Source organism: Bacteroides sp. 3_2_5 (assembly GCF_000159855.2).
GTDB lineage: Bacteria > Bacteroidota > Bacteroidia > Bacteroidales > Bacteroidaceae > Bacteroides > Bacteroides fragilis.
On the sequence record NZ_JH636044.1, the window covers coordinates 2,703,174 to 2,725,769 of the forward strand.

Genomic DNA, 22,596 nt, shown 5'->3' on the forward strand with positions numbered 1-22,596 from the left:
TAGCTGGTTATAAATCGTGATCTTCTTCAATCACCTCCCAAGGGATAATCTGGATGTCGACCCCAATCCATGAATTAGGCTTGATTGGTTCTCCGCTGTCAAAGTTATCCGAAGGATTTCCCGGTGCTTGTATAGAATTGATGTTGATCTTGAAATATTGGTTTCTGTAGATATTATAAGGAGCCTGTGGTGTGACTGCATCACCGTTAACAAAAATATGATAGTAACACAATCCGTTGCTATACGTATTCTCCGATAGTAGGTAGGTCCCATTGATAGATGGCATTTGCGGAGTATTTGCGGCACATAGCTCCGCAAACTTTTCTGCCGTAGGTCCATCTATAAAGTAATTGGCAACACCATCGGCAGTCCGCACGACAAAGAATGTTTTATCCGACGGTTTCGGATTGACGATGATTTCAAAATCAGCCGCAACTGTAGGGGGATTTATTTTGGCAGATATGATGTTAGTGGGTGTAAATACCCCGCTGACACTGATAAAAGTTGCTGCATCCACATTGGATGTACCCGAAATATACTGGAATGCATTTTCCGTAGCATAAGAGAAAGAGGTAGGCACATCAGCCGAAGCATAAACGTTGATGGCATCTGTTCCCCTCGTAAAATCTGCTGCGGTATAATTAGCCCAGTTATAGTCTTTGATGAGAGCGTCCCTGTTATCCTGAATAAAGTAGAATTTTTTATTCAGGTTTCTCCAGCCGAACTTCAGATCTGTCATCGTTCCGCCTCCATTCACTACAAAGCTCTGTGATTGGAACACCGCCGCCTTTGCAGTGACTCGATTTACAGAAATGGTTATGTGATTGTTTTCGGCTTCACTTTTCTTCTCATATAAATCAGTAGCGGGCGTAAGGGTCGGATAAGCACTATTGAACATGACAAATCCATTTGTTTGATCGGCCAATTTTGTTATTTCTTGTGTGAAATCTTTATAGCTGAATGCACCCAATCCGTTAGAAGTAATATAGTTCACTATTTCTGCATTAAGGTTTACTCCCGCAAAAATATATTTATCCGTCTTTTTGGTACTGACCGGCTGGCTGGTCACCCAGGTAGAACTCCCGGCTGGTTTCTGTGTGAGCGTACCTCCTGCGACCGTAAATTCAGCTACAGTAGGTGTATTGGGAGATTCTGCGTCATAAATAAACACATGTAGGGATTTCACTGTATTTTCCGCTGCAATTCCCGGATCTGTAGATACTGCACGTGTCTTCGATGCGTGGGGAATGCTGATGGAAAAAGAGGCATATGCATCCGAGGCAATTACGTCCGGATTGCTGGGCTGGTCAACCCAATCATTGTCATTGCTGCATGCAGCCATAGTCAATGCAACCAGTGTAGTCATAAAGATTTTACTTGTTTTCATTATCTTTTTATTTAGGTGGATATACTACGTTTTTTTCAGATAACAAATATACCTTCCAGACAGCAACGATTTGTGACTTTAAAAATGTATTTATAAACAAAAAGTGTCTATTGAAGCAATCCCTGAAAAAGAAAGCTCTGATAATGCAACGCACCGTCATCAAAGGGATTGTTCGTTTCGATAGGCGCAACAAAAGTTACAGATTACTTGTTTACAGATAAAAATATAAAAACAATGATTATGCGTAATATAAATACAGATTTAATAGATGCAATGAAAATATACTTACCCAAGGGGAACAATCTTGCAAATACGCTGATGGACATTCTTTACCTTGGCAAAGAAGCTACTTACAGGCGGTTGCGGGGTGAAGTACCGTTCACTTTTGCCGAAGTTGCCACCATATCTCAACACATGGGCATTTCTCTTGATAAAATAGTAGGGGCCGATTTGAATGACAACGCTATCGTTAATCTGAATATGTTGCAATGTCAACGCCCTGCGGAGACCTATTATTCTATTATCGATTCGTATATAAAGTTGTTCGGTCAATTGATTGAGCGGGAAAGTTCGGAAAGAAGTACCTCCTCAAATACCGTTCCGCAAACCCTGTATTTAAAGTATGAAGCCTTATCCAAATTCCAGCTTTTCAAATGGATTTACCAGCATGAAAGTACGTATGCAGGCAGACATTATGAAGATTTGGAGATTCCGGAAAAGTTGATTGACAAGCAAAAAGAATTTGTAAATTTGTCCCAGCTATTCCAGACAACCAATTATATATGGGATAAAGAGATATTTATCAGATTGGTCAATGAGATCAAGTTTTTCTTAAATATCAATCTGATATCAGAAGACAGTGTAAAAAGAATAAAGAAGGAATTATTGATATTACTGAATGAATTGGAGAAGATCTCAGCTCAGGGAAAATATTCATCCGGAAAAGATGTGAAAATATATATATCCGATATCAATTTTGAGTCTACATATAGTTATGTAGAAACAGATATCTACCATCAATGCCTGATAGGGGTCTTTTCTATTAATTCCATAACTTCGAAAGATGATTTGCTATTTCAGCATTTGAAGGTATGGATACAGTCATTAAAGAAGTATTCAACTTTGATTTCGCAGAGTGGTGAGGTTCAGCGAATCCATTTCTTTAACCGGCAACAAGAACTGGTGAAAAGTTTATAATGAAGTTTCGAAAATGGATACACGTCTTTATACACATTTCCGATTGTTGCATAATTGGACAATAAATTCATGTGAGATGTGATAATAGAAAAATCTTTGTTTACACCATTCATTAAACGCCACGGATTCCTTCCTGAAAAAGTCCATCTTTGTATCTGAGAAAATAAACCTAAACCCTAATGAAAAAATTAATGGTTATTCTGATAACCGGCCTTTTATATATGTCATGTACCGACAGTATGGAAGTGCCCGGAGATGCAGATAGAAATAATACAGAGGATGTATCGGTAAGGTTAGTGATAACCATACCGGCCTCCACTACATATGCCCGGACGCGAGGAACATTTGCGACGACCGATCATGAGTCTAAAATCAGTGAGATTCAAGTGTTAGTGTTTGAAGAAGGTAAATATAAGTACCGTGTACCCGGCATATCCATCAACAACACTTCATCTGCTGCTTCTTTTAAAGCTTTATTAAAATCAAGCAGTTCGCCTTTAAAATTACTCATATTAGCCAATGCTACCGATGCGGTAATAGCCAATGAGCCTTCGGTGGATGATAGCGAAGATTTGGTGAAAAAGAACATCAATCTCCGGTTCAACAATATCACTTCCGATTTTCCAATGTATGGGGAGTATGAATTGCCCGGAGGATTAGAAGCAACGGTTATAAATAATATTACCGGAATAAAGATGTTACGTTCCATTGCCCGGGTAGACGTGAAAGCTACGGAAGTGGCAAACTTTAAGTTGTCAGGGGTAAAAGCATATCGTGCCAATGACCACTTGCAGATAATACCCGATGAAACCGGAGTCGTCAGGGTTACGCTTCCGAGCGTACCTGCCGGAAGTACCGGAAATGTAAACAGTGTCCTGTATCCTGTATCTGCTGAGAACCTGAATGAATTTTCAGCCCAACTCTACTTGCCTGAGGCCGATTCACCAGCCCCGGACAATCGGGTTAGTCAGGCAACCTGTATTGTTGTGGAGGGTTATTATGAAGGAAGTGATCAACCGGGTTACTACCGTATGGATTTTGATCCCGATAATGTTGAAAATGCTTTCGGGCAAGTACTTCGTAATCATAAGTATATTTTCAATATAAAGAAGGTCTCAGGTCCGGGGTGGGGTAGTCCGGACGAAGCGGCTAATAATCGTTCCGCCCATATCGTAGCCGAAGTACAGGCATGGGATGATTATACCATTGACATGAGTTTCGATGGAGAACATCATTTTGGGGTGTCGACCCGGGAAATTGTTCTCAAGAACAAAGCAGGTTCCGCAGGCATTATCAACGTAAGTACCGATCTTCCGGACTATACCTTACAATGGGCCGATGCCGCAGGAACTCCCACAGGAACCGGAAGTCAGTCATTGGCAAATGAATACTTTACTGTAACAAAAGCTCAAAATGGAAGTCAGTTAGTGATTACGGCTCTGCAGAGTAATTCGACGAATGATACTAGCCGAATTCAAAATTTTGTCATCACAGCCCACCGTTGGCGTATTCTGGTGAATATTCAGCAAAAATATGATGTGGCCGCTTATCAGACAATTCATCTTCTAACGTTCAATGCCGGGTTGGGATATCTGGGAACGAACATTATTGGTTCCGGCAGTGCCGAAGCGCGTGCAACCGGTCTTCGAGGTATATTGAATAATCAAAATAATTTCGGTCCGACCGGAACTGTTGAATGTGGAGGTTATAATCTGATAGGTGTAAATGCCAACTATAATAACTTAACCGATGCTCTTTTTGCCTCTTTTGATGTTGTCTATGTCCATTATATGGGCAATCTGTTGTTCGGTACCTCGGATGCACAAAAAGCTCATAACTGGGTGAAATCGAAAAAGAATCGTGTATTGATTGTTTCTTATGATGCTCTGGATGTCAGCCAGAATTTATTAAAAGAGATATTGGGCGGGAATAACGGCATTTCTTTTTTAACGAGTAATACCGGTCCCTATCCTTTGGCAACTCCAGAGAATGGTAACAGCTACTTTAGCACTACCGGTCCTTTTACCAGTGCCCCATATACTCCTATCAATACCGACTTCTCTTTACGCAATTATGATGCTTATCATGGCGAAATACAGCTCAACACGGAAGCATCCAAAGGCATTACTCCTATATTGATGGGACCTGCGGGAGGTATTGTTTTAGGCATTGATTATTCAAGGAGAATCGTTTATTGGGGTGATACGGATATAAGTAGTTCGGCGTCCAGTTCGACGTCAACTACCGATAACCGTATAAACAATAATTCCGGGACCATTAATAATAATGCGTCCAAACTCATAGCTAATGTTTTTGCCTGGATAGTAGAAACTGTACTATATGGAGAGTAACTATTACTCTCCGAGTTTAGCAAGCAGATCGTATGAAGGTGCGAAAAACAGGGTTCCTGTTATCGGAGTGCTGAAGTCCAGTAAACGGTCGGTGTTTCCCACAGGGTCACCGATAAACATATTCTCCAACATTTTGTGGGTGGTGCTGAAGGTACTTGCATAGCCGATAAAATATGTTCCGTATTCTCCTTTCGAAGTATTGGCAAACGGCATATTGGCACGTACTATTTTCAAGTCGTCTCCAATATTAGTGACAGCGTTGTGTGCATTTTGCGGCTTTTCCTCGTCCGACAATTCCACATCATTGTATTTATGACGGCCGATTACCTTTTCCTGGGCTTCGACCGGAAGTGAATTCCATGTAGTCATGTCGTGAATGTATTTTTGTACGAAGACGTAACTGCCACCGATAAAGTCCGGGTCCTCGTCACCTATCACCGCAAAATGATAGGGATTCTCATCTACTGCCGGATTTTCGGTACCGTCCACAAAACCGATGATTGCTTTTCCATCCATATACCTGAATCCATGAGTTTCATCGATTGAATCTACAACCCCTTTCAGCTTTTCGTCGATAATGGAGGCAAACTCAAAGCAGAGTCCCATCTGTTTTGCCCGGATGTGTAGAAGAATATCACCGGGGGTTGAAACCGCAATATATTTAGCTCCTTTAATTGTTTCAAAAGTCTTTAATTCCTTAGGATTGCCCTGCTCTGGAAAAAGTTGTTTCCAAGCATCAGCTCCGAATCCGATCGTACAACTGAATTGCATTTCGGGAAATCGGTTACGCATACTGCGTATCAGTGCGGAAAAGTTAGCACATAGATCTTTTACTTGTTTTATAGTGTTATCCGATTGTTTCAGCCCGTAGACAATGAAGATAGCGTTTTCGCCTTGTTTTCCAGTTACATCTTGTGGAATATTTCCACCGAATAATTCTTGATGTGAATTCATAATTTCTTATATTTTTTTAAGTTGTTGTTTATGGTAGTCGGTCAGATTTGATTTTATCATTCCGTTTATTGTCTTCTTTATACATTATATAACTTAAAAAACATAAGATAAGTTCACTCGGAGATTTGTTTTTGTTCACCACAGGATACACTGGCAAATTTGCTTTGTGTAAACTCTGTGGTGAACTTATCATATTACGTTTTTTATACGTTTAGCGGTATCATTCAAGCGCTTTGCCTGTGCCGGCAGGCCAATATGGATTTTGATACATCATAGATGTATTGATATCCTCCGGATTGGTGGCCGACAATTGCAAGTCCTGTAAGCCGAGTGGTTCCAGATAATAAGCCTTTTTCCAGGTATATCCGTCATAAAGCTGATTATTGGTTTGTGTCCTACGCAATGGCCGTACGTATTTCCCGTCCGATTTTGGCGACATGTTGGCAGACGTGCTGCCATCAGCTACCACCGCGGATTTTTCATTGCCGTCTTTATCTACGGTTGTGTAAAGTTTATAGGCTTCATCCCAGAAGTTAATGCCCTCCACAATATATGGCTCCGTAAATAGCCGGTCCCAAGAGCGCCATCTTTTCAGGTCATCCCAGCGCATGCCTTCGGCAATAAATTCGCAGCGACGTTCGCGACGTATGTTGTAAAGTGTAGCGTCCACCATCCGGTCTCCTGAGTAAACTCCCAGATCGTCTTCGCGCCCCAGATCCGTGCGGGCGATTGTCTTCTGATAGTCTTCATCGACACCGGCACGTCTGCGTATGGCTTTCCAATATTCCTGTGCCTTGCTGTCCAGCGTACCATTCTTCTCATAACAAGCCTCTATGTAGTTAAGATATGCTTCGGAAGCACGGAAAATAGGACAGGCATTGGTCCCCAGCAGTTCGTCCGACTTACTTTGTTCATCATCATACGGATAGAACTTACGGGAACGATAACCAGTGATATCACGTGTCTGTTCCTGATCACTGATTACAGTAGATTTTACCCAAGGTACCGGTACCGGATTTGTCACTGAGTTTCCCGCCTGATCCTTATTGTAATTCTTCACTGTATCCGCTCTTTCATCTGTCATCCAGGCATCTTTTTCTCCCCATACAAACAATTGCAAGCGCTCGTCGCGGTCTTTCTTTTCGTCAGACACCGTTCTGTCATCAATAGTACTATTACTTGCATAAATAGGCAGACCGTCTTTCATCAGGAATGTTTTGATCAACGAACGTGTCAGTCCGGTACGGTCTCCGTTTTTAAGGCGGGCGCCCACACAATGCGACACGGTAAGTGACAGGTTATACTGTTTCCACAACAGTACTTCTTCCACGTTCGAAAGATCCGGTTGACTGAACATTTCAAAATAAGGATTCCATCCATAAAGTGTATTGTATGGAGGATTCATTACATGCGAGTTCTCTGCCAATTGAACATGGTCTGCAACAGCTACCGCTGCCTGCATTGCCTCGGTCAGGAAGAAGTTTATTTCGCCAGCAATATCGAATGTTTTTCCACTGTTATAACTCATGGCGGCTCCGGGCCATGTGGGATCGCCGGGTATGCGTCCCGTTCCCTGATGATATTTTTCAAAAGTTGCTTCAAACAGTGCAACTCTTGATTTCAGCACTAATGCAGCCTGTTTGTTGATGCGTTGGTTATTCTGAAAACCACGTTCCTTCAGTCGACTGACAGCTTCGTCAAGATCTTTTAGGATGAAACGTGCCACTTCATTGCGCGGGGCACGCTGACTTTTTTTGATCAGTGTTTCCGAATCATCCGGCAATACTTCGGTAATGATGGGATAATCACCGAAACGTACCAATGCGTTATAATATGCCAACGCACGGAAAAAATAGGCTTCTCCGATGTATTGCTTTAACAGTTCTGCATCTCCGGGGATTGTACCTTCTTTTTCTTTAGGTAATACTTTCTCAAAAAGATAATTCCATACCCGAATACGATTCAGAGGTTCCTGAATATTCTTCCCTTCGGGTACTTGCTTATTTCCCGCAAAATAATCCAGGTTTCCGTCATCACTCAATAAATTGTCAGTGTTCGCATCATTTCGTACCACTCCGGAGTTCCATGCTCTTTGGTGATACATTTTAGTCGTATTTGAGTTTTCAAGGTAGTCATCGTAATAATTGATAACATAGCTTCCCACTTGATCTACAGTGTTGAAGTAATCTTCCGGAGTGATGTCACTGATAGGCGAACGATCCAGAAAATCATTACACGAAGTCAGTGCCAATCCGCCCATTCCGATTAATGAGCAGAAATAAATATGTTTCAGTTTTATTTTCATAATTTGTCTGGTAAAATTAGAAGTTAACATTTAAGCCGATAGAAATCGTTCTTTGCAAGGGATAGAGCTTACCGTCTCCCCAGTCGCTACCCAATAATTCCGGATCAAATACTCCGCTGATTCCCGAAAAGGTAACCAGATTGTCTCCGGACACATAAACACGCACCGATTCCATTGCCGCTTTTCGAGTCCATGTTTTAGGCAGAGTATAACCTATCTGAGCATTCTTCAGGCGGCAATATGCAGCATTCTGAAGATATCCGCTTTGTACTTTCTGGTTTTTATCCGTATTAAAATAGGGTTTGGGATAATAAGCATTGGTGTTTGCACCGAGTGGATCGCCTTCAGGACGCCAATAATCCATATGTTCTTTGAATGCAGTCGATTGCCACAATCCTCCATTGGCCCCCCAGAAGTATGGCCCGTCCAACCAATAATCCCTTTTCATTACCCCTTGCAGGAACACCGAAAAGTCGAATCCTTTCCATGCCCCGGTCAACGTCAAACCGAAATTATATCTTGGGGTGTTGTTACCGATTATTGTCAGGTCACCATGATCTTCCAAAGTATTCGAACCATTGTTGACACCTTCTTTTCCATCAAGATTGGCATACATAACGTCACCGGCTCCCCAGTTCGTCCCCCAGTTTGGGGTACCTCCATTGGCCAAGTGTGCATTCATTTCTTCCTGGGTTTGTGCAATACCGATCGTTTTGTATCCCCAGATGTCACCCAATATTTGTCCATTATAGTATACATCCGAAGAGAGTGAGTTCGTAGGATTCGGATATCTCAATATTTTACGCTTCCCGTCAGATAAAACAAATCGTGCACTATAATCAAATTCACTGATGCGATCTCTCCATGAAAGTTCCAACTCCCAACCGTATGACTTCATATCACAGTTGTTCACTTGGGGAGGTAGGGCCCCTAACACGGGAGGTAATATAGGAGCCGGACCGATCATATCGTATGTATAACGGTTATAATAGCCGACTGATCCTGTCAGACGGTTATCGAGTAAACCGAAATCCAAACCAATGTCCCATGATTCAATGGTTTCCCAGGTCATCAGTGAATTGACGATACCCGGAAGTTGGGCAGTGTTCTGCTTTTTACTGTCGATCAACCATCCCGAATTGGCAGATCCCGTAATCATATTCTGGTAAAACGGATACCAGGCATTGGCCTTATCCGTGTTGTTGTTACCAAGCTGCCCCCAAGAACCTCTTAACTTCAAAGTGCCGATAACACCGGCCAATGGACGGAAGAAGTCTTCGCGTGCAATATTCCATCCGGCGGAGAATGACGGAAACAACCCCCAGCGCTTATCGCCAACAAACCGTGAAGAACCGTCATAACGCAGATTGGCTTCTAACATATACCGTTCTTTATAGTTGTAGTTCACACGTCCGAAGAAACCGGCAATTGCTCTTTCACGTGCCCATGCATTTGCTTTCTGATTGTCCTGTGTCAATCCTAAAGAAGGGACATTCGAGCTGATCAGGTCGGTTCCAAACCCGGTCATTCCGCTTGGCCGGAAGAGTTCGGCATTGAAACCGCCCATCACTTTAAAATAATGATTACCGATTGTTTTTGCATAGTCACTATAAATGTTTCCGGAGAAATAATCTTCATCTTCACGTTCGTCCTGAACCTCCGAATACCCTGCTGCTCCACCGTTCCATGACAATAAATAAGGTTTATTGTTTACGTCATATCCATAGATCGGTAATACAGCCCAGTGTTGTTTTCGCGTATACGTACGCATGCTTCCTTCTACTACGATTCGCCAGTCTTTAACGGGCTCGAAGATGGCTTGCAGCTGATTGGTATACCAATTTCTTTGACTGGTTTGTACGCCTCCCTCTTCCAATTGGATGATTTCCATGTTGGGCATATAATGGCCGTTTGGATCCATTGGAGCGCAAGTGGGCCAGCGACGGGCAATGTTATGAAAAAACGCACCTGTCATGTAGGTGGGACGGTCATAATCCTCACGGGTCCATTTGCTTGTATAGTTCAATGTGACCCATTCCGCAGGTTTTGCCGAAATTTTGGCGTTCATCGTATAGCGGTTGAAGTTATCTTCGCCATGCCTGATAAGGCCGTTCTGATTCAGGAAGCTGCCACTGATCATATAGGTCAGTTTCTCAGTTCCTCCACTGATACTCAGGTTGTGTTCCGTAGAAGGCGTCCAGCTCTTATAGAACTCTTTGAACCAGTCTGTATTGGCAAAAGATCCTGCATAGCTTTTCCATTTGCCGTCCGGTCCGGCCTCCACTCCATAATATTCGGGAGTAGAAGGGTCAGTAAATTTTCCGTTTTGGAAGTCCAGGATATTTTGCAATGCTTTTTCATCAAAGGTAGGAGATTCTCCACCATTGGTCGAAGCCCGGTTAAAGTATTGTGCAAAAGTGTAAGAATCCACCATATCGGGCAACTGAATAGCATCTGAGAAACGCACATTACCCGAATAGTTTACACGGGTTTTACCACTCTTGCCACTCTTCGTAGTAATCAGGATGACTCCGAATGCCGCACGTGCACCATAGATTGATGAAGAGGCTGCGTCCTTCAGTACAGATACCGATTCAATATCGTTTGGGTTAACAGTGTTCATGTCTCCTTCGATTCCGTCGATCAATACCAGCGGACTGCTGCTCGATCCGTCACTTATCGTACCCGCTCCACGGATATTCACGTTTAGTTTGCCATCCAACGTGCCACCGCTACTTCCTACAGACATATTTAGTCCGGGAATAACCCCTTGTAATGCTTGTGACACATTTTGTACGGGACGTGATTCCAAGACGTCTGCATTGACCATGCTTACAGAACCAGTAACGTTTACTTTCTTTTGTGAGCCGTAACCCACTACTACCACTTCGTCCAATTGTTTTGAATCTTCCTGCATAGTGATATGGAGTTCCTTTCCGGTCACTTCCATGGTAATGGTTTTATAACCGATAAATGAAAACTCAAGGAGAGCTTTTGGGCGAGTGTCAATTGAGAATTTTCCATCCAGGTCAGTGATGGTTCCGGTATTGGTGCCCTGCACTTTTACGGAAACTCCAATAAGAGGCTCACCCGTGTTGTCGATGATAACACCGGTGGTCTTCACTGTTTGCTGTTGTATACTTGCAGTCTCTTGTGTTTTGTAAGTATCGGCTTTTGCTTGTACGGGCAGCACGCAGCACAGTAATAAAGTTGCGGCTGCTGTTTTCAGGCAGTGTTTTTCCCATACTCTTGTAAACCTTAAGGATAGGTTACTTTTTTTCGTCATAAATAAAATAGGTTTGAGTTAAACATGTTTTTCAGTTTTCTACTTCTTTTACTACTCCATTCTTGCTTCCGAATCGGAGTCTAGTTAGTTCTTACTTCTTCTACTTTTTCATAATTTTTCTTTTAGGTGATACAATTATTGGGTTTCTCTGAAAAGAAACTAATGGATGAAATAGACAAAGATTATGCCAGCTGTGAAAGAATCGTATGAGCCGCTAATGAAGTATAATTTGGGGATAAGCATGTGGAATTTGCCACATGTTTGTGGAATTATTCCACAAACAAAATACTCCTCTTATTGTTACTTATCAAACTTGAAATTAAAAAGAACCTCATTATGAAAAAGCTTAAATTTAATTTGTTGACAGGATTGCTGTTGCTGATTTCCGTCTCTGTTTTTGCAGCCGGCTTTCCACCTCCCGATAAAGTACAGGAGACCTTTCAGAAAATGTATCCCAAAGTTACTACAGTTGATTGGCAACGAAAGGGAGACTATCACATTGCCGATATCAGGGTGGACGGACGGGAATTAAACGTCTGGTTTAGTGATAAGGGCAAATGGTTGATGACGGAGGTAGATGTCGAAACTCTGGAGGCTGTTCCTGCCGCTGTGGCAAAGGCCTTTATGCAAAGTACGATGGCATCTATGCAGCTGGAAGATGTAAGAATCATCACTTTCCCTAAGCAGCCGGCGGTAATTGTGATAGAAGTGGAAGAGTATAATACAGACTCTGAGTTTCAGTTGTTTTATGCTCCGGACGGCAAACTGTTGCAGACCCTTAACGTGAGCGATACCGGAGGAGAGATTTACCCGGGATTGTTTTAGGTAAAGTTTGTGGAGATGATGTCGGGTATTATGCCTCTGTCGATTTTTAGATATGATCTGTAACAATATCGGTTAATCAGTCATGAATCAATATATAAGCTGACGAAAGTTACTCACGATATGATGAGTTATCATGTTATTATATTGAGGGTTGAGTGCATGTTCATCGGCTGATCGGCAGACAATATGCAAATCATCTCCTTTGATTACCGCTGAAGGATAATTTCTTGAATATAATTCATTTGTAGAGCAAGCCACCATTCCGGCAAAACACCAGTCTACGCAATTCCTTGAAAAATGAAGTTGTAACCGGTGTCGTTCATTATTAGGTAATCCATATCTCTTTATATTTGATAAAGAGCTGACACGTCTCATAGAGTCTGTGGCCTGATTGGACACTAACCAATAAAATCTTGTCAGTTCATCATATATGATAAAGAATTTTAGATGTCCGCCGGGAAATGGGATATATGAAATCTTTTGTCCGGAAGGGGTGTGCTCCAATGAGGGAATCATACTTTGGTCGTCTTGTATTTCTATTTTAAAGAGGTGTGCATAATTGACACCTCCTGTATGGGCTCTTAGAAAAAGATGAAAAACTTCTTTCAAATCAGTATGCCAAATATGGTCTTTATCTACAAATTTAACTACATTTGCTTCAAGCCAGCCTAGGGGAGCATTGTTGATACCTGTCGCTATTTCCTTGGGCTTATTGGTTTCACAATCATAAAACGGAATGCCGAAAAAATCCAATTTGGCTCCATCAAACACTTCCTTATAAATAAATTTTTCAGATCTGCTCCATGAAGATGCAAGGCAAAGATTGTCCTCAACACAAGCCCGAAACAGCGTAGGGGATAATCCGGCTACGTCCCATCCTGTCACTTCGTTCAATCGGCAACGTTGCTCCATGGCTAAATATACATTCCCATTGGAAAAAAGGACATTGCAGGCTGAAGAATGCCACTTTTCTCCGTGGGTAAGGAAATAAGTGTCAGACCAGCTTTCACCATTATCTTCCGATTTCATTATACAAATATCCCCGGCATGACCGATCAGGTAGATGCTGTTACCTATTGTGAACAGACGTGCATGCCAAAACGGGAAATTTTGAACGAAAGTCCATTTCTGTCCATTATCATCAGAAATGAATATTTTCCCTTGTCCAAATCTGCTTCCACCAGCTCTGGATGACTTATGGCCCTCTATACTTTTTACACCTTCTCCTCCTAAATCGAAAGAAACTATTAAACGTCCCGTTGGTGTGACAAGAATGGAAGGCGTATAACAAAAAATCTTTGATGCGTCAGGAGAGGTGTAAATCGTATTTTCAGTAGCGACTATCTGCATATAGTTCATAAGGCTTGACATTCCAGGCAGAGCAAGTCCAGAATGAATCACCATCGTTTTTATCAAAAATACAAAGTCCTCCCGGAGCCACTTTTATTTTATGCTCTTGGGCGAACTTCTCAAAATCTCCCGTCAAATAGGGAGCAAAGCGTATAATTCCATTAGAAGTGACAAGTAAAGTTGTCTGATGAGGTATCACAGTCTTCTCTGCGAAATCCAGCCAAGTATGAATGATTTGGTCCGGATCTACTTTCCATCCATCAGGTACAACTGCATTTTTATCCCAATCTTCAATTATTTTTTTCCCTTTTTCGATATTTCCATTTCCTAAACGTAACCTCACTTCTTCTTCCGTTTTATTTTCGTCAACACCATAGTCGATCTCGACAAAAGCGTTTAATGAAGAAATATCTGAATCCAGACCGATGGTCTGAACAGCTAACCGGGCTGTCTGCATGGTACGCAAAAGTGGAGCCGCATAGATTACGTCAGGGATTATATCATGTTCTTTTAAATATCTTCCGATACTTCTTCCCTTAAATTCTTCGACTAATGGTAGATCGGTTTTTGCTCCGACTCTTGTCGGAGTTTCTTCCGGGCGAAACGTATTCCCGTGACGGGCTATGATAAGTCTGGTTCTCATTGGTTCTATTTGTTTAAAAGTGGTACAAATTCGTTTATATTCAGGCAATAAATATTGAAGGGTTTTGCTTCTTTCCTCAATATAATATGGAGGTATATAACGTTTCCTGTTTTTCGCTCGCCTCCTGGCTTCTTCTTCCGGGATAAAAATAAAATTAAAGTGAACTTCGTATCCCTCAGACAATAACAGATTAAATAAATCAATGTGTTGGGAGAGCGCAGACGAATGATCGAATATAATCAAATACTTATTTTCTATAGCTCTCTTAAGTAATTCATAACCGGCGATCCTTGCAGAAAGCTCCCATCTTTTGAATGCTTCTTCCGCATGGTTGACCTCTTCTCTAATATAGGGTAAACGCTCGTTTTCCATGATTGCATCAAATCCAATATAGATTGCACTTGAATTTTCAGGCATAGCAAGCAGTTTTTTGCAAAAAGTCGATTTGCCTGCCCCCGGAACTCCGCTGACATTTATTAAAGCTGGTATTTCCCGGGGAATTCCTTTTTGCAAATATTCATCAATGATTTCCTCGTACACGGCAGCAATTTCCTCCTTATCAACTCCGTCAGGTATCGTCTCTTTTATATTACTGTAAGAATAACCGGTTATGCTGATCGCTATATCTTCCATTTTCATTCCGGTGAAAGATTGAATTCTCCAAATTCGGCGATTATTTTTTCAGCTCTTTCGATATCTTCCGGTGAATCAACTCCGGACATGGATTTACGGTTTCTATAGTCTACATCTATCATTTTTACAGGTATCCTGTTATGTAAAAATCTCATTTGCTCTAATCCTTCAGGAAGCTCATAAGGAGAAGCTTCTACTTCAAAATATTTTTTGAGCGCGTCGTAAGTATACGAATAAAGTCCGATATGACGTCTGACAGGAGATTTATCAAGAATTTTTCTGACCTTTTCTTCATTTCTTATCACGGGAATCATAGCTTTACTGAATGCAAGCGCGTATCCAAATTTATCGACTTCAACCGTTGTCCCGCTATATGGTGTGATTTTCTTTGATTCTTTCATCCGGTCATACTCTTCCCAAGATAAATGAAGGCTGGGAGTGAAGACCTGTCCTTCCTTATCATTTTTCCAAGCTTCAATCAACTGTTCTATAAACCAGGGTGGGCATAACGGATTGTCTCCTTGCAGATTGACTATAAAATCCGGTTTCTCAGCAATTTTGGTTGTGACATCCCAGCATCTTTCTGTTCCACTTTTGCAGTTCTCGGAAGTCATCATTACAGCTATATTATTCTCCTTGCAGAAATTAACGATTTTTTCGTGGTCTGTTGCGACGATGTAATTGCATCCTTCTACCTTATTACAAACATAGTTGGCAATCTCTGCAACGCGCAAAACCATTTCTTTTCCTGCTATTTTCACTAAGGGCTTCTCCGGCAAACGGGTTGACGCAAACCTTGAAGGTATAATAATTAAAATCTTATTTTTCTTCATACTATAATTGTTTATGATATTAAAAACTATTTTGATTTAACAAAAGTGTTTATCAGTTGACAATATTCCCTCTTTTTCTATGCATTAAGTATGATAGCTCAATGCTATTGAAAGATTAACATAATGGGACATCGTACAAGCTTAACCGATAAAAGTTGCAAGTTATGGAAAATCTTTCAGATGACAAAGAACGTGAGCAAAAACATTCTTTTCGTCCTATATTTAAACACATCTGTTGGTTGGAAGCCAAATTTCCGGCATGGAGGATCGATAGGCTGAATTGTGGATTCTTTTAGAAATAGAGGACAGGCCTTGTGGCACTGATTCCGGCAAAACGATTTTGAACAGACCCGGCAGAATCTCTATGACTTCAGATAAGAACTTATTTCTTTAATATAATAATGTATCTTCCCGGATACTACGTTCTACTCTTAATGACTCTTCCGAAAGCTTGTATCCGAGAGGGGTGTAGCCCTACCATTACTTAGGTATAGCTATCCGGTCATTAGGGTTACACCCTTTGCTCCGGATAGCTACACCCATACAAGATATATAGTTAAGCTCACATACCATACAAATATTAAGATCATAGGAATAGATCTTGTGCTCCCTTTACAGAACTTTCCCGTAGCAAGATGTTTGTCTAGTTTGTATCAGTTTGTGGGAAACAGGAGTGTTTCGAAACACACATTCTGTATATTCCTCATGATCAGTCATTTATGATTTTTCTGGAAAAACATGCTCCGGAAGGCCCTTTTTGTTTGGCAGTCTCTGCGTAAAAGCGGACATTTGCATTGTTGATCAACAAAACGAGAGTAAAAAAATGAAATTTAAATCTTAAAAAAAGAAACGTAGTATGAGTGTAATTTTTAAAACAGTAAAGCGCCCGTCAGATCCGCGCGTTGAGAATTCTCCCAAAAGGTATTATCCGCAACTTATCACACTGGGAAGGTCGGTTGACTTAAAGTTTATTGCACAAAAGATTCAGGACCGTTCGTCACTTTCGGTAGGTGATATTAAGAGTACGATTCAGAATTTTGTAGAGAAACTGAAAGAGCAGTTGCTGGAAGGCAAAGCGGTAAATATCGAGGGATTGGGTGTATTTATGTTGGCTGCCAAATCGAAAGGCTCCGAAAAACAAGAGGACATCACTGCTAAAAGCGTGGATAGTGTGCGTATCTATTTTCAGGCTAATAAAGAACTGAAAATTACTAAAACAGCTACCCGTGCAGGTGAGAAGCTGGACCTGATCAGTCTGGATGATTATCTGAAAGGGGCGGCCGATGGAGGAAACGGAGATATCGTGGATGACCCCACAGCCTAAATCAATCGATAGGCTGGCTGTGGCGCCGCAGCCAACGGACGGATAAAGGGCATGAGTGTATGGCTTCCGGTTGGTTCCTCAATAAACGGGAACGACCGGAAGCCTTTTTTGCTTCGCTTAGACTTTTTTGTGTGCAAACATGGAAAAGAACGCTTGTCAGATGGACGGGAATGATTATCTTTGCAACTTCGAATAAAACTACGGAATAAAATGATTAAAAAGATAGTAAAAGGCCTTTGGGTTTTCTTTGCACTGATGGTGCTGGCAGGAATTGCAGTGTTTGCCTCTATCGCTTACGGATGGATTGGATATATGCCTCCTGTAGAAGAACTGGAAAACCCGAATTACAAATTTGCCACCGAAATTCTTTCGGAGGATGGCAAGGTTTTGGGTACGTGGTCGCTTAGTAAGGAAAATCGTGTATACACCTCTTATAATGAACTTTCACCTAACATTGTCAATGCGTTGATCGCCACGGAGGACGTTCGCTTTACCGAACATTCGGGTATCGACGCCAAAGCGCTGATACGTGCTGTGGTAAAGCGTGGATTGCTGATGCAGAAAAATGCAGGTGGAGGCAGTACGCTTTCACAACAGCTCGCCAAGCAATTGTTTACGGACGAAGTTGCCAGAAATACGTTGCAGCGCCTGTTTCAGAAGCCGATAGAGTGGGTGATTGCCGTAAAACTGGAACGTTATTATACAAAGGAAGAAATTTTGAGTATGTATCTCAATAAATTTGACTTCCTGAATAATGCAGTAGGAATTAAAACGGCTTCATATACCTATTTCGGATGCGAACCCAAAGATCTGAAAATAGAACAGGCTGCTACGCTGATCGGTATGTGTAAAAACCCTTCGCTTTACAATCCGGTGCGCTTCAACGAGCGTTCGCGCGGACGACGGAATACAGTGCTAGATCAAATGAGAAAGGCCGGATATATCACAGCGGAAGAGTGTGATTCGTTGCAGAATCTGCCGTTGGAATTGGTATATCACCGGGTGGATCACAAAGAAGGATTGGCAACTTATTTCCGCGAATATCTACGTGGTGTGATGACTGCTCCTAAACCGGTCCGCAGCAATTATCGTGGCTGGCAAATGCAGAAGTTTTATGAAGATTCGATCGACTGGGAAATGAATCCATTGTATGGTTGGTGTGAGAAGAATAAGAAAAAGGACGGTTCAAACTATAACATTTATACGGATGGACTGAAAATTTATACAACTATCAACTCACACATGCAGCGCTATGCCGAGGAAGCAGTGGAAGAACATGTTGGGGAGTACTTGCAACCTTTGTTTTTCAAAGAGAAGAAAGGACGCAAAAAGGCACCATACAGTAATCAGCTGACTCAAGAGGAAATTGACCGCATCCTGGACAGGGCTGTGAAACAGACTTCCCGTTATCAAACGATGAAGGAAGCCGGCATTTCGGAAGCGGAAATCAAAAAAGCATTCAATAAGCCGGAATCTATGTCGGTGTTCACTTGGCATGGTGTGAAAGACACTATAATGTCCCCAATGGACTCTATCCGATATTATAAGCACTTCCTGCGTGCAGGATTTATGTCGATGGACCCCATAAACGGGCAAGTAAAGGCATATGTAGGTGGTCCGAACTACACTTATTTTCAATATGACATGGCAATGGTGGGACGTCGTCAAGTGGGATCTACCATTAAACCGTATCTGTATGCATTGGCTATGGAAAACGGATTCTCACCTTGTGACGAGACACGTAATGTAGAAATCACTCTAATTGATGAAAATGGAAAACCTTGGTCACCCAAAAACACTTCAAAAGGACATTATGGTGAAATGGTGACTTTGAAATGGGGACTTGCAAACTCAAATAACTGGATTTCGGCATACTTGATGAGTAAACTGAATCCGTATGCTTTGGCACGTTTGATTCACTCTTTCGGCGTACGCAATAAAGAAATTCAACCTACAGTCTCTCTCTGCCTCGGTCCGTGTGAGATTTCGGTGGGAGAGATGGTAAGTGCATATACGGCATTTGCCAATAAGGGAATCCGGGTGGCTCCATTGTTTGTGACTAAAATAGAGGATAGCGAAGGCAATGTATTGGCTACCTTCTCGCCACAGATGGAAGAGGTGATCAGTGCATCGAGTGCTTATAAGATGTTGGTAATGTTGCGTGCCGTAATCAATGAAGGTACAGGAGGACGTGTCCGCAGGTATGGAATAACTGCCGATATGGGTGGTAAGACCGGAACGACTAACCGCAACTCGGACGGATGGTTCATGGGATTCACCCCTTCACTGGTATCCGGATGCTGGGTAGGCGGTGAAGAACGTGATATCCATTTCGATACAATGACTTATGGTCAGGGGGCTTCTCTGGCATTGCCTATCTGGACAAAATATATGCATAAGGTGTATGCCGACCAGACATTGGGATATGATCCGAAAGAGACTTTTAAATTGCCTGACGGATTTGACCCGTGCAAAGACTTCAGTATTTCGGGAGATAGCATTATAGATGAACCGGAATCAGGGTTGGACGATTTGTTTAATTAATGTAATGTGAGCGATGCACTCCTGTCTGATTTGTATAGGAAGCAATTATAACCGGAAGGAGAATCTCCTTCTGGCTCGCAGGAGACTGACGGCTCTGTTCCCCTCTATCCGTTTTACGGGTGAGCAGGAGACAAGGCCGTTATTCTTTCGTAACCCGGCACTATTCTCCAACCAAATGGCCCGTTTCTATACCGATGCAGATGCTGAACGGGTAGTGAAGGAGTTGAAAACAATCGAAAGAGAGGCCGGCAGGGAGCAGGAAGATAAAAAGAAAGAAAAGGTATGCCTGGATATTGATCTGCTTGTTTTTGATGACCGGATCTTGAGGCCGGAAGATCTGCAAAGAGAATATGTTCGCAAAGGACTTGAAGAATTGAAGTAGTCCTCTCGGGCTCACAACTAAATATAAGAATATATGAGTTTTTTACAGAAAAATAGTTTATTATGAACCGGACACTACAACCCGAAATCCAGGAACTGGTCCAATTTAATATTCTTCCTCCGGTGCGTACTGTCATGCCGAATGGAGTGCCGTTGACAATTATCAACGCAGGTGAACAGGATGTGGTACGTGTCGATATTTTGTTTGGAGGCGGACGATGGCAACAATCACAAAAACTGCAGGCATTATTTGCCAATCGCATGTTACGTGAAGGATCCCGAAAATATACAGCGGCAGAGATAGCCGAAAAGTTGGATTATTATGGAGCATGGCTTGAATTGTCCAGTTCGGCGGAATATGCATATATCACACTGTATTCGTTAAATAAGTATTTTGCCGAAACGCTCGATGTACTCGAATCGATCATAAAAGAACCTCTCTTCCCGGAAAAAGAACTGGGTACGGTAATAGATGCCAATATTCAGCAATATCAGGTAAATGCATCAAAAGTAGATTTTCTGGCACATAGAAGTTTATTGAGAGCACTTTACGGAGAGGAGCATCCGTGTGGACGCTATGTGGAAGAAATGGACTATCATCATATCACTCCGGCTTTATTACGCGAGTTTTATGATGCATATTATCATTCGGGAAATTGCTATGTTTACCTTTCCGGTAAAGTGACGGACGAGATTACCCACCGTATAGAAGCCGCTTTCGGTACGACACATTTTGGAAATCATCAGCAAGTGGCGGTCAAGAAAGATTTTCCATTTGTTAGCATACCCGAGAAACGTCTTTTCATAGAGAGAGAAGATGCGATGCAGAGTGCAGTAAAGCTGGGTACAACTACTATTATGAGGACACATCCGGACTATCTGAAACTCCGGGTACTGATCACTCTGTTCGGAGGATATTTTGGAAGCAGACTGATGTCTAATATCCGGGAAGAGAAAGGATACACGTATGGGATTTCAGCCGGAATCATGTTTTATCCGGGCAGCGGTTTGCTGGGTATCAGTACAGAAACAGCTAATGAATATGTAGAACCTCTGATACAGGAAGTCTACAAAGAGATTGATAAGTTGCAGAATGACAAAGTAACTCCGGAAGAACTGGCCATGGTGCGCAACTATATGCTTGGAGAAATGTGCCGTAATTATGAGTCGCCTTTCTCACTGGCAGATGCCTGGATGTTTATTCTGACATCAGGTCTGGACGATGATTATTTTGCCCGTTCACTACAAGCTGTGAAAGAGGTTACCCCGGAAGAAATACGGGAGTTGGCAGGCCGCTATTTGTGTAAAGAGAGTTTAAAAGAGGTCATTGCAGGTAAAAAGTTAACATAAAAATCTGTCAAAAGAAAGTAGCTTTAGTGTATAAATTGTATATTTGCCAAATGAAAACAACAAGATACATCTATACAGCACTCATTTTAGCGGCTCTTTCGCAAGGGAATGCTGTCGCACAAAATAAAGGTGGATTCTTCGGCAAAGTGCGGGACACCTTCTCAACAGAAATCAAGATAGGAAATTACACGTTTAAAGATGGTTCCGTATATACCGGAGAAATGAAAGGGCGTAAGCCAAATGGTAAAGGAAAAACCGTTTTTAAGAATGGTGACGTTTACGAAGGGGAATACGTGAAAGGTAAAAGAGAAGGATTCGGAGTTTACACCTTTCCGGATGGCGAACGATATGAAGGACAATGGTATCAAGACCAGCAGCATGGTAACGGAATCTACTATTTTATGAATAATAACCGTTACGACGGTATGTGGTTTCAGGATTATCAGCATGGTCCGGGTACGATGTATTACCACAATGGAGATATCTATGTGGGGGATTGGGTGAACGATAAACGTGAAGGTAAAGGTACCTATACCTGGAGAGACGGTTCCAAATACGTCGGTGACTGGAAAAATGATAAGAAAGATGGCAAAGGCGTATTGGTATGGAACGATGGGTGTAAATATGATGGCGACTGGAAGAATGACGTTCGTGAGGGCAAAGGGACCTTTGAATATACCAACGGTGAAAAATACGTAGGAGACTGGAAAGATGATCTACAACACGGAAAAGGTATTTTCTTTTTAGGGGGTGACCGCTATGAAGGTTCATATCTACAAGGAGAACGAACTGGTCCGGGTATCTATTATCATGCCAATGGAGATAAATATGTAGGAAACTTTAAAGACGGTATGCAGGACGGTGAAGGTACATTTACTTGGGCTAACGGTGCTGTATATGAAGGTGAATGGAAAGATAATAAACGTAACGGACACGGGATTTACAAATGGAGTAATGGAGACGTGTACGAAGGAGAATGGAAGAATAACCAGCCAAACGGCAAAGGCACTCTTACTTTGACGAACGGAACCAAATATAAAGGTGGTTTTGTAAATGGAATGCAGGAAGGTAATGGTGTGGAGGAAGATAAAAACGGGAATCGCTATGAGGGCTTTTTCAAACAAGGTAAAAAGAATGGCCCGTTTGTAGAAACAGATAAAAACGGAAAAGTGATTCGTAAAGGCACCTATAAATTCGGACGGCTGGAATAATTAAAATAAAAATTAATAAATA

The 22,596-nt window shown here is 41.9% G+C and carries 15 protein-coding genes; 8 read left to right on the plus strand and 7 right to left on the minus strand.

Annotated features, from left to right (window positions below; translation table 11 throughout):
* Positions 1–7: 7 nt before the first annotated feature.
* The gene (locus tag BSHG_RS07065) at positions 8–1,387 is read right to left on the minus strand and encodes an Mfa1 family fimbria major subunit (protein WP_008660176.1); all 1,380 of its coding nucleotides are present in this window, start codon (positions 1,385–1,387) and stop codon (positions 8–10) included.
* A 234-nt stretch (positions 1,388–1,621) separates the two neighbouring features.
* Here BSHG_RS07065 and BSHG_RS07060 point away from each other — a divergent pair, with 234 nt between their 5' ends.
* Positions 1,622–2,584 (plus strand): helix-turn-helix domain-containing protein, encoded by a 963-nt coding sequence (locus tag BSHG_RS07060; RefSeq protein ID WP_008660179.1) that lies wholly within the window; start codon positions 1,622–1,624, stop codon positions 2,582–2,584.
* A gap of 179 nt (positions 2,585–2,763) precedes the next feature.
* Positions 2,764–4,935 (plus strand): fimbrial protein, encoded by a 2,172-nt coding sequence (locus tag BSHG_RS07055; protein WP_008660180.1) that lies wholly within the window; start codon positions 2,764–2,766, stop codon positions 4,933–4,935.
* Between the two features lie 3 nt (positions 4,936–4,938).
* Here BSHG_RS07055 and BSHG_RS07050 read toward each other — a convergent pair whose 3' ends face one another.
* From BSHG_RS07050 to BSHG_RS07040, 3 genes are all read right to left on the minus strand, one after another.
* Positions 4,939–5,889: a Dyp-type peroxidase gene (locus tag BSHG_RS07050; RefSeq protein WP_008660182.1), complete on the minus strand. Its 951-nt coding sequence runs from the start codon at positions 5,887–5,889 to the stop codon at positions 4,939–4,941.
* 220 nt (positions 5,890–6,109) lie between these two features.
* On the minus strand, positions 6,110–8,194 hold the full coding sequence (locus tag BSHG_RS07045) for a RagB/SusD family nutrient uptake outer membrane protein (RefSeq protein WP_032496903.1): 2,085 nt from the start codon (positions 8,192–8,194) through the stop codon (positions 6,110–6,112).
* A gap of 16 nt (positions 8,195–8,210) precedes the next feature.
* On the minus strand, positions 8,211–11,480 hold the full coding sequence (locus tag BSHG_RS07040; RefSeq protein WP_008660184.1) for a SusC/RagA family TonB-linked outer membrane protein: 3,270 nt from the start codon (positions 11,478–11,480) through the stop codon (positions 8,211–8,213).
* Positions 11,481–11,816: 336 nt separating this feature from the next.
* Here BSHG_RS07040 and BSHG_RS07035 point away from each other — a divergent pair, with 336 nt between their 5' ends.
* Positions 11,817–12,305, plus strand: a complete 489-nt coding sequence (locus BSHG_RS07035; RefSeq protein WP_005817665.1) for a PepSY-like domain-containing protein — start codon at positions 11,817–11,819, stop codon at positions 12,303–12,305.
* Positions 12,306–12,392: 87 nt separating this feature from the next.
* On the opposite strand, the gene BSHG_RS07030 is transcribed toward BSHG_RS07035, so the two are convergent.
* From BSHG_RS07030 to kdsB, 3 genes are read right to left on the minus strand one after another with little or no spacing between them, the layout of a single operon-like run.
* Positions 12,393–13,664 carry a WD40/YVTN/BNR-like repeat-containing protein gene (locus BSHG_RS07030; RefSeq protein ID WP_008660185.1) on the minus strand — a complete coding sequence of 424 codons (1,272 nt, stop codon included), beginning with the start codon at positions 13,662–13,664 and terminating at the stop codon, positions 12,393–12,395.
* Positions 13,636–14,937 carry a histidine phosphatase family protein gene (locus BSHG_RS20915; RefSeq protein WP_008660186.1) on the minus strand — a complete coding sequence of 434 codons (1,302 nt, stop codon included), beginning with the start codon at positions 14,935–14,937 and terminating at the stop codon, positions 13,636–13,638. The genes BSHG_RS07030 and BSHG_RS20915 overlap by 29 nt, the downstream gene beginning before the upstream one ends.
* Entirely contained in the window at positions 14,934–15,764 is an 831-nt protein-coding gene (gene kdsB, locus BSHG_RS07025) for a 3-deoxy-manno-octulosonate cytidylyltransferase (RefSeq protein WP_005787574.1), read from the minus strand. Before kdsB ends, BSHG_RS20915 begins: the two co-directional genes overlap by 4 nt.
* Positions 15,765–16,620: 856 nt before the next feature.
* On the opposite strand from kdsB, the gene BSHG_RS07020 reads away from it, so the two are divergent.
* The 5 genes from BSHG_RS07020 to BSHG_RS07000 all read left to right on the plus strand — a co-directional run bounded on the left by BSHG_RS07020 (position 16,621) and on the right by BSHG_RS07000 (position 22,574).
* The gene (locus BSHG_RS07020; RefSeq protein WP_005787578.1) at positions 16,621–17,088 is read left to right on the plus strand and encodes an HU family DNA-binding protein; all 468 of its coding nucleotides are present in this window, start codon (positions 16,621–16,623) and stop codon (positions 17,086–17,088) included.
* Between the two features lie 210 nt (positions 17,089–17,298).
* A complete protein-coding gene (locus BSHG_RS07015) occupies positions 17,299–19,632 on the plus strand; it encodes a transglycosylase domain-containing protein (protein ID WP_008660187.1) in 2,334 nt (777 codons plus the stop codon).
* Between the two features lie 13 nt (positions 19,633–19,645).
* Complete coding sequence (locus BSHG_RS07010; RefSeq protein WP_005787582.1) at positions 19,646–20,014, plus strand: 2-amino-4-hydroxy-6-hydroxymethyldihydropteridine diphosphokinase; 369 nt, start codon at positions 19,646–19,648, stop codon at positions 20,012–20,014.
* 62 nt (positions 20,015–20,076) lie between these two features.
* Complete coding sequence (locus BSHG_RS07005) at positions 20,077–21,363, plus strand: M16 family metallopeptidase (protein ID WP_005787583.1); 1,287 nt, start codon at positions 20,077–20,079, stop codon at positions 21,361–21,363.
* Between the two features lie 50 nt (positions 21,364–21,413).
* On the plus strand, positions 21,414–22,574 hold the full coding sequence (locus BSHG_RS07000) for a phosphatidylinositol-4-phosphate 5-kinase (RefSeq protein ID WP_008660188.1): 1,161 nt from the start codon (positions 21,414–21,416) through the stop codon (positions 22,572–22,574).
* Positions 22,575–22,596 lie beyond the last annotated feature (22 nt).

Bases quoted from the DNA above. Each gene is read 5' to 3' on its own strand.
- BSHG_RS07065 (WP_008660176.1), bottom strand. From the start codon at position 1,387: ATGAAAACAAGTAAAATCTTTATGACTACACTGGTTGCATTGACTATG.
- BSHG_RS07060 (WP_008660179.1), top strand. From the start codon at position 1,622: ATGATTATGCGTAATATAAATACAGATTTAATAGATGCAATGAAAATA.
- BSHG_RS07055 (WP_008660180.1), top strand. From the start codon at position 2,764: ATGAAAAAATTAATGGTTATTCTGATAACCGGCCTTTTATATATGTCA.
- BSHG_RS07050 (WP_008660182.1), bottom strand. From the start codon at position 5,889: ATGAATTCACATCAAGAATTATTCGGTGGAAATATTCCACAAGATGTA.
- BSHG_RS07045 (WP_032496903.1), bottom strand. From the start codon at position 8,194: ATGAAAATAAAACTGAAACATATTTATTTCTGCTCATTAATCGGAATG.
- BSHG_RS07040 (WP_008660184.1), bottom strand. From the start codon at position 11,480: ATGACGAAAAAAAGTAACCTATCCTTAAGGTTTACAAGAGTATGGGAA.
- BSHG_RS07035 (WP_005817665.1), top strand. From the start codon at position 11,817: ATGAAAAAGCTTAAATTTAATTTGTTGACAGGATTGCTGTTGCTGATT.
- BSHG_RS07030 (WP_008660185.1), bottom strand. From the start codon at position 13,664: ATGAACTATATGCAGATAGTCGCTACTGAAAATACGATTTACACCTCT.
- BSHG_RS20915 (WP_008660186.1), bottom strand. From the start codon at position 14,937: ATGAAAATGGAAGATATAGCGATCAGCATAACCGGTTATTCTTACAGT.
- kdsB (WP_005787574.1), bottom strand. From the start codon at position 15,764: ATGAAGAAAAATAAGATTTTAATTATTATACCTTCAAGGTTTGCGTCA.
- BSHG_RS07020 (WP_005787578.1), top strand. From the start codon at position 16,621: ATGAGTGTAATTTTTAAAACAGTAAAGCGCCCGTCAGATCCGCGCGTT.
- BSHG_RS07015 (WP_008660187.1), top strand. From the start codon at position 17,299: ATGATTAAAAAGATAGTAAAAGGCCTTTGGGTTTTCTTTGCACTGATG.
- BSHG_RS07010 (WP_005787582.1), top strand. From the start codon at position 19,646: ATGCACTCCTGTCTGATTTGTATAGGAAGCAATTATAACCGGAAGGAG.
- BSHG_RS07005 (WP_005787583.1), top strand. From the start codon at position 20,077: ATGAACCGGACACTACAACCCGAAATCCAGGAACTGGTCCAATTTAAT.
- BSHG_RS07000 (WP_008660188.1), top strand. From the start codon at position 21,414: ATGAAAACAACAAGATACATCTATACAGCACTCATTTTAGCGGCTCTT.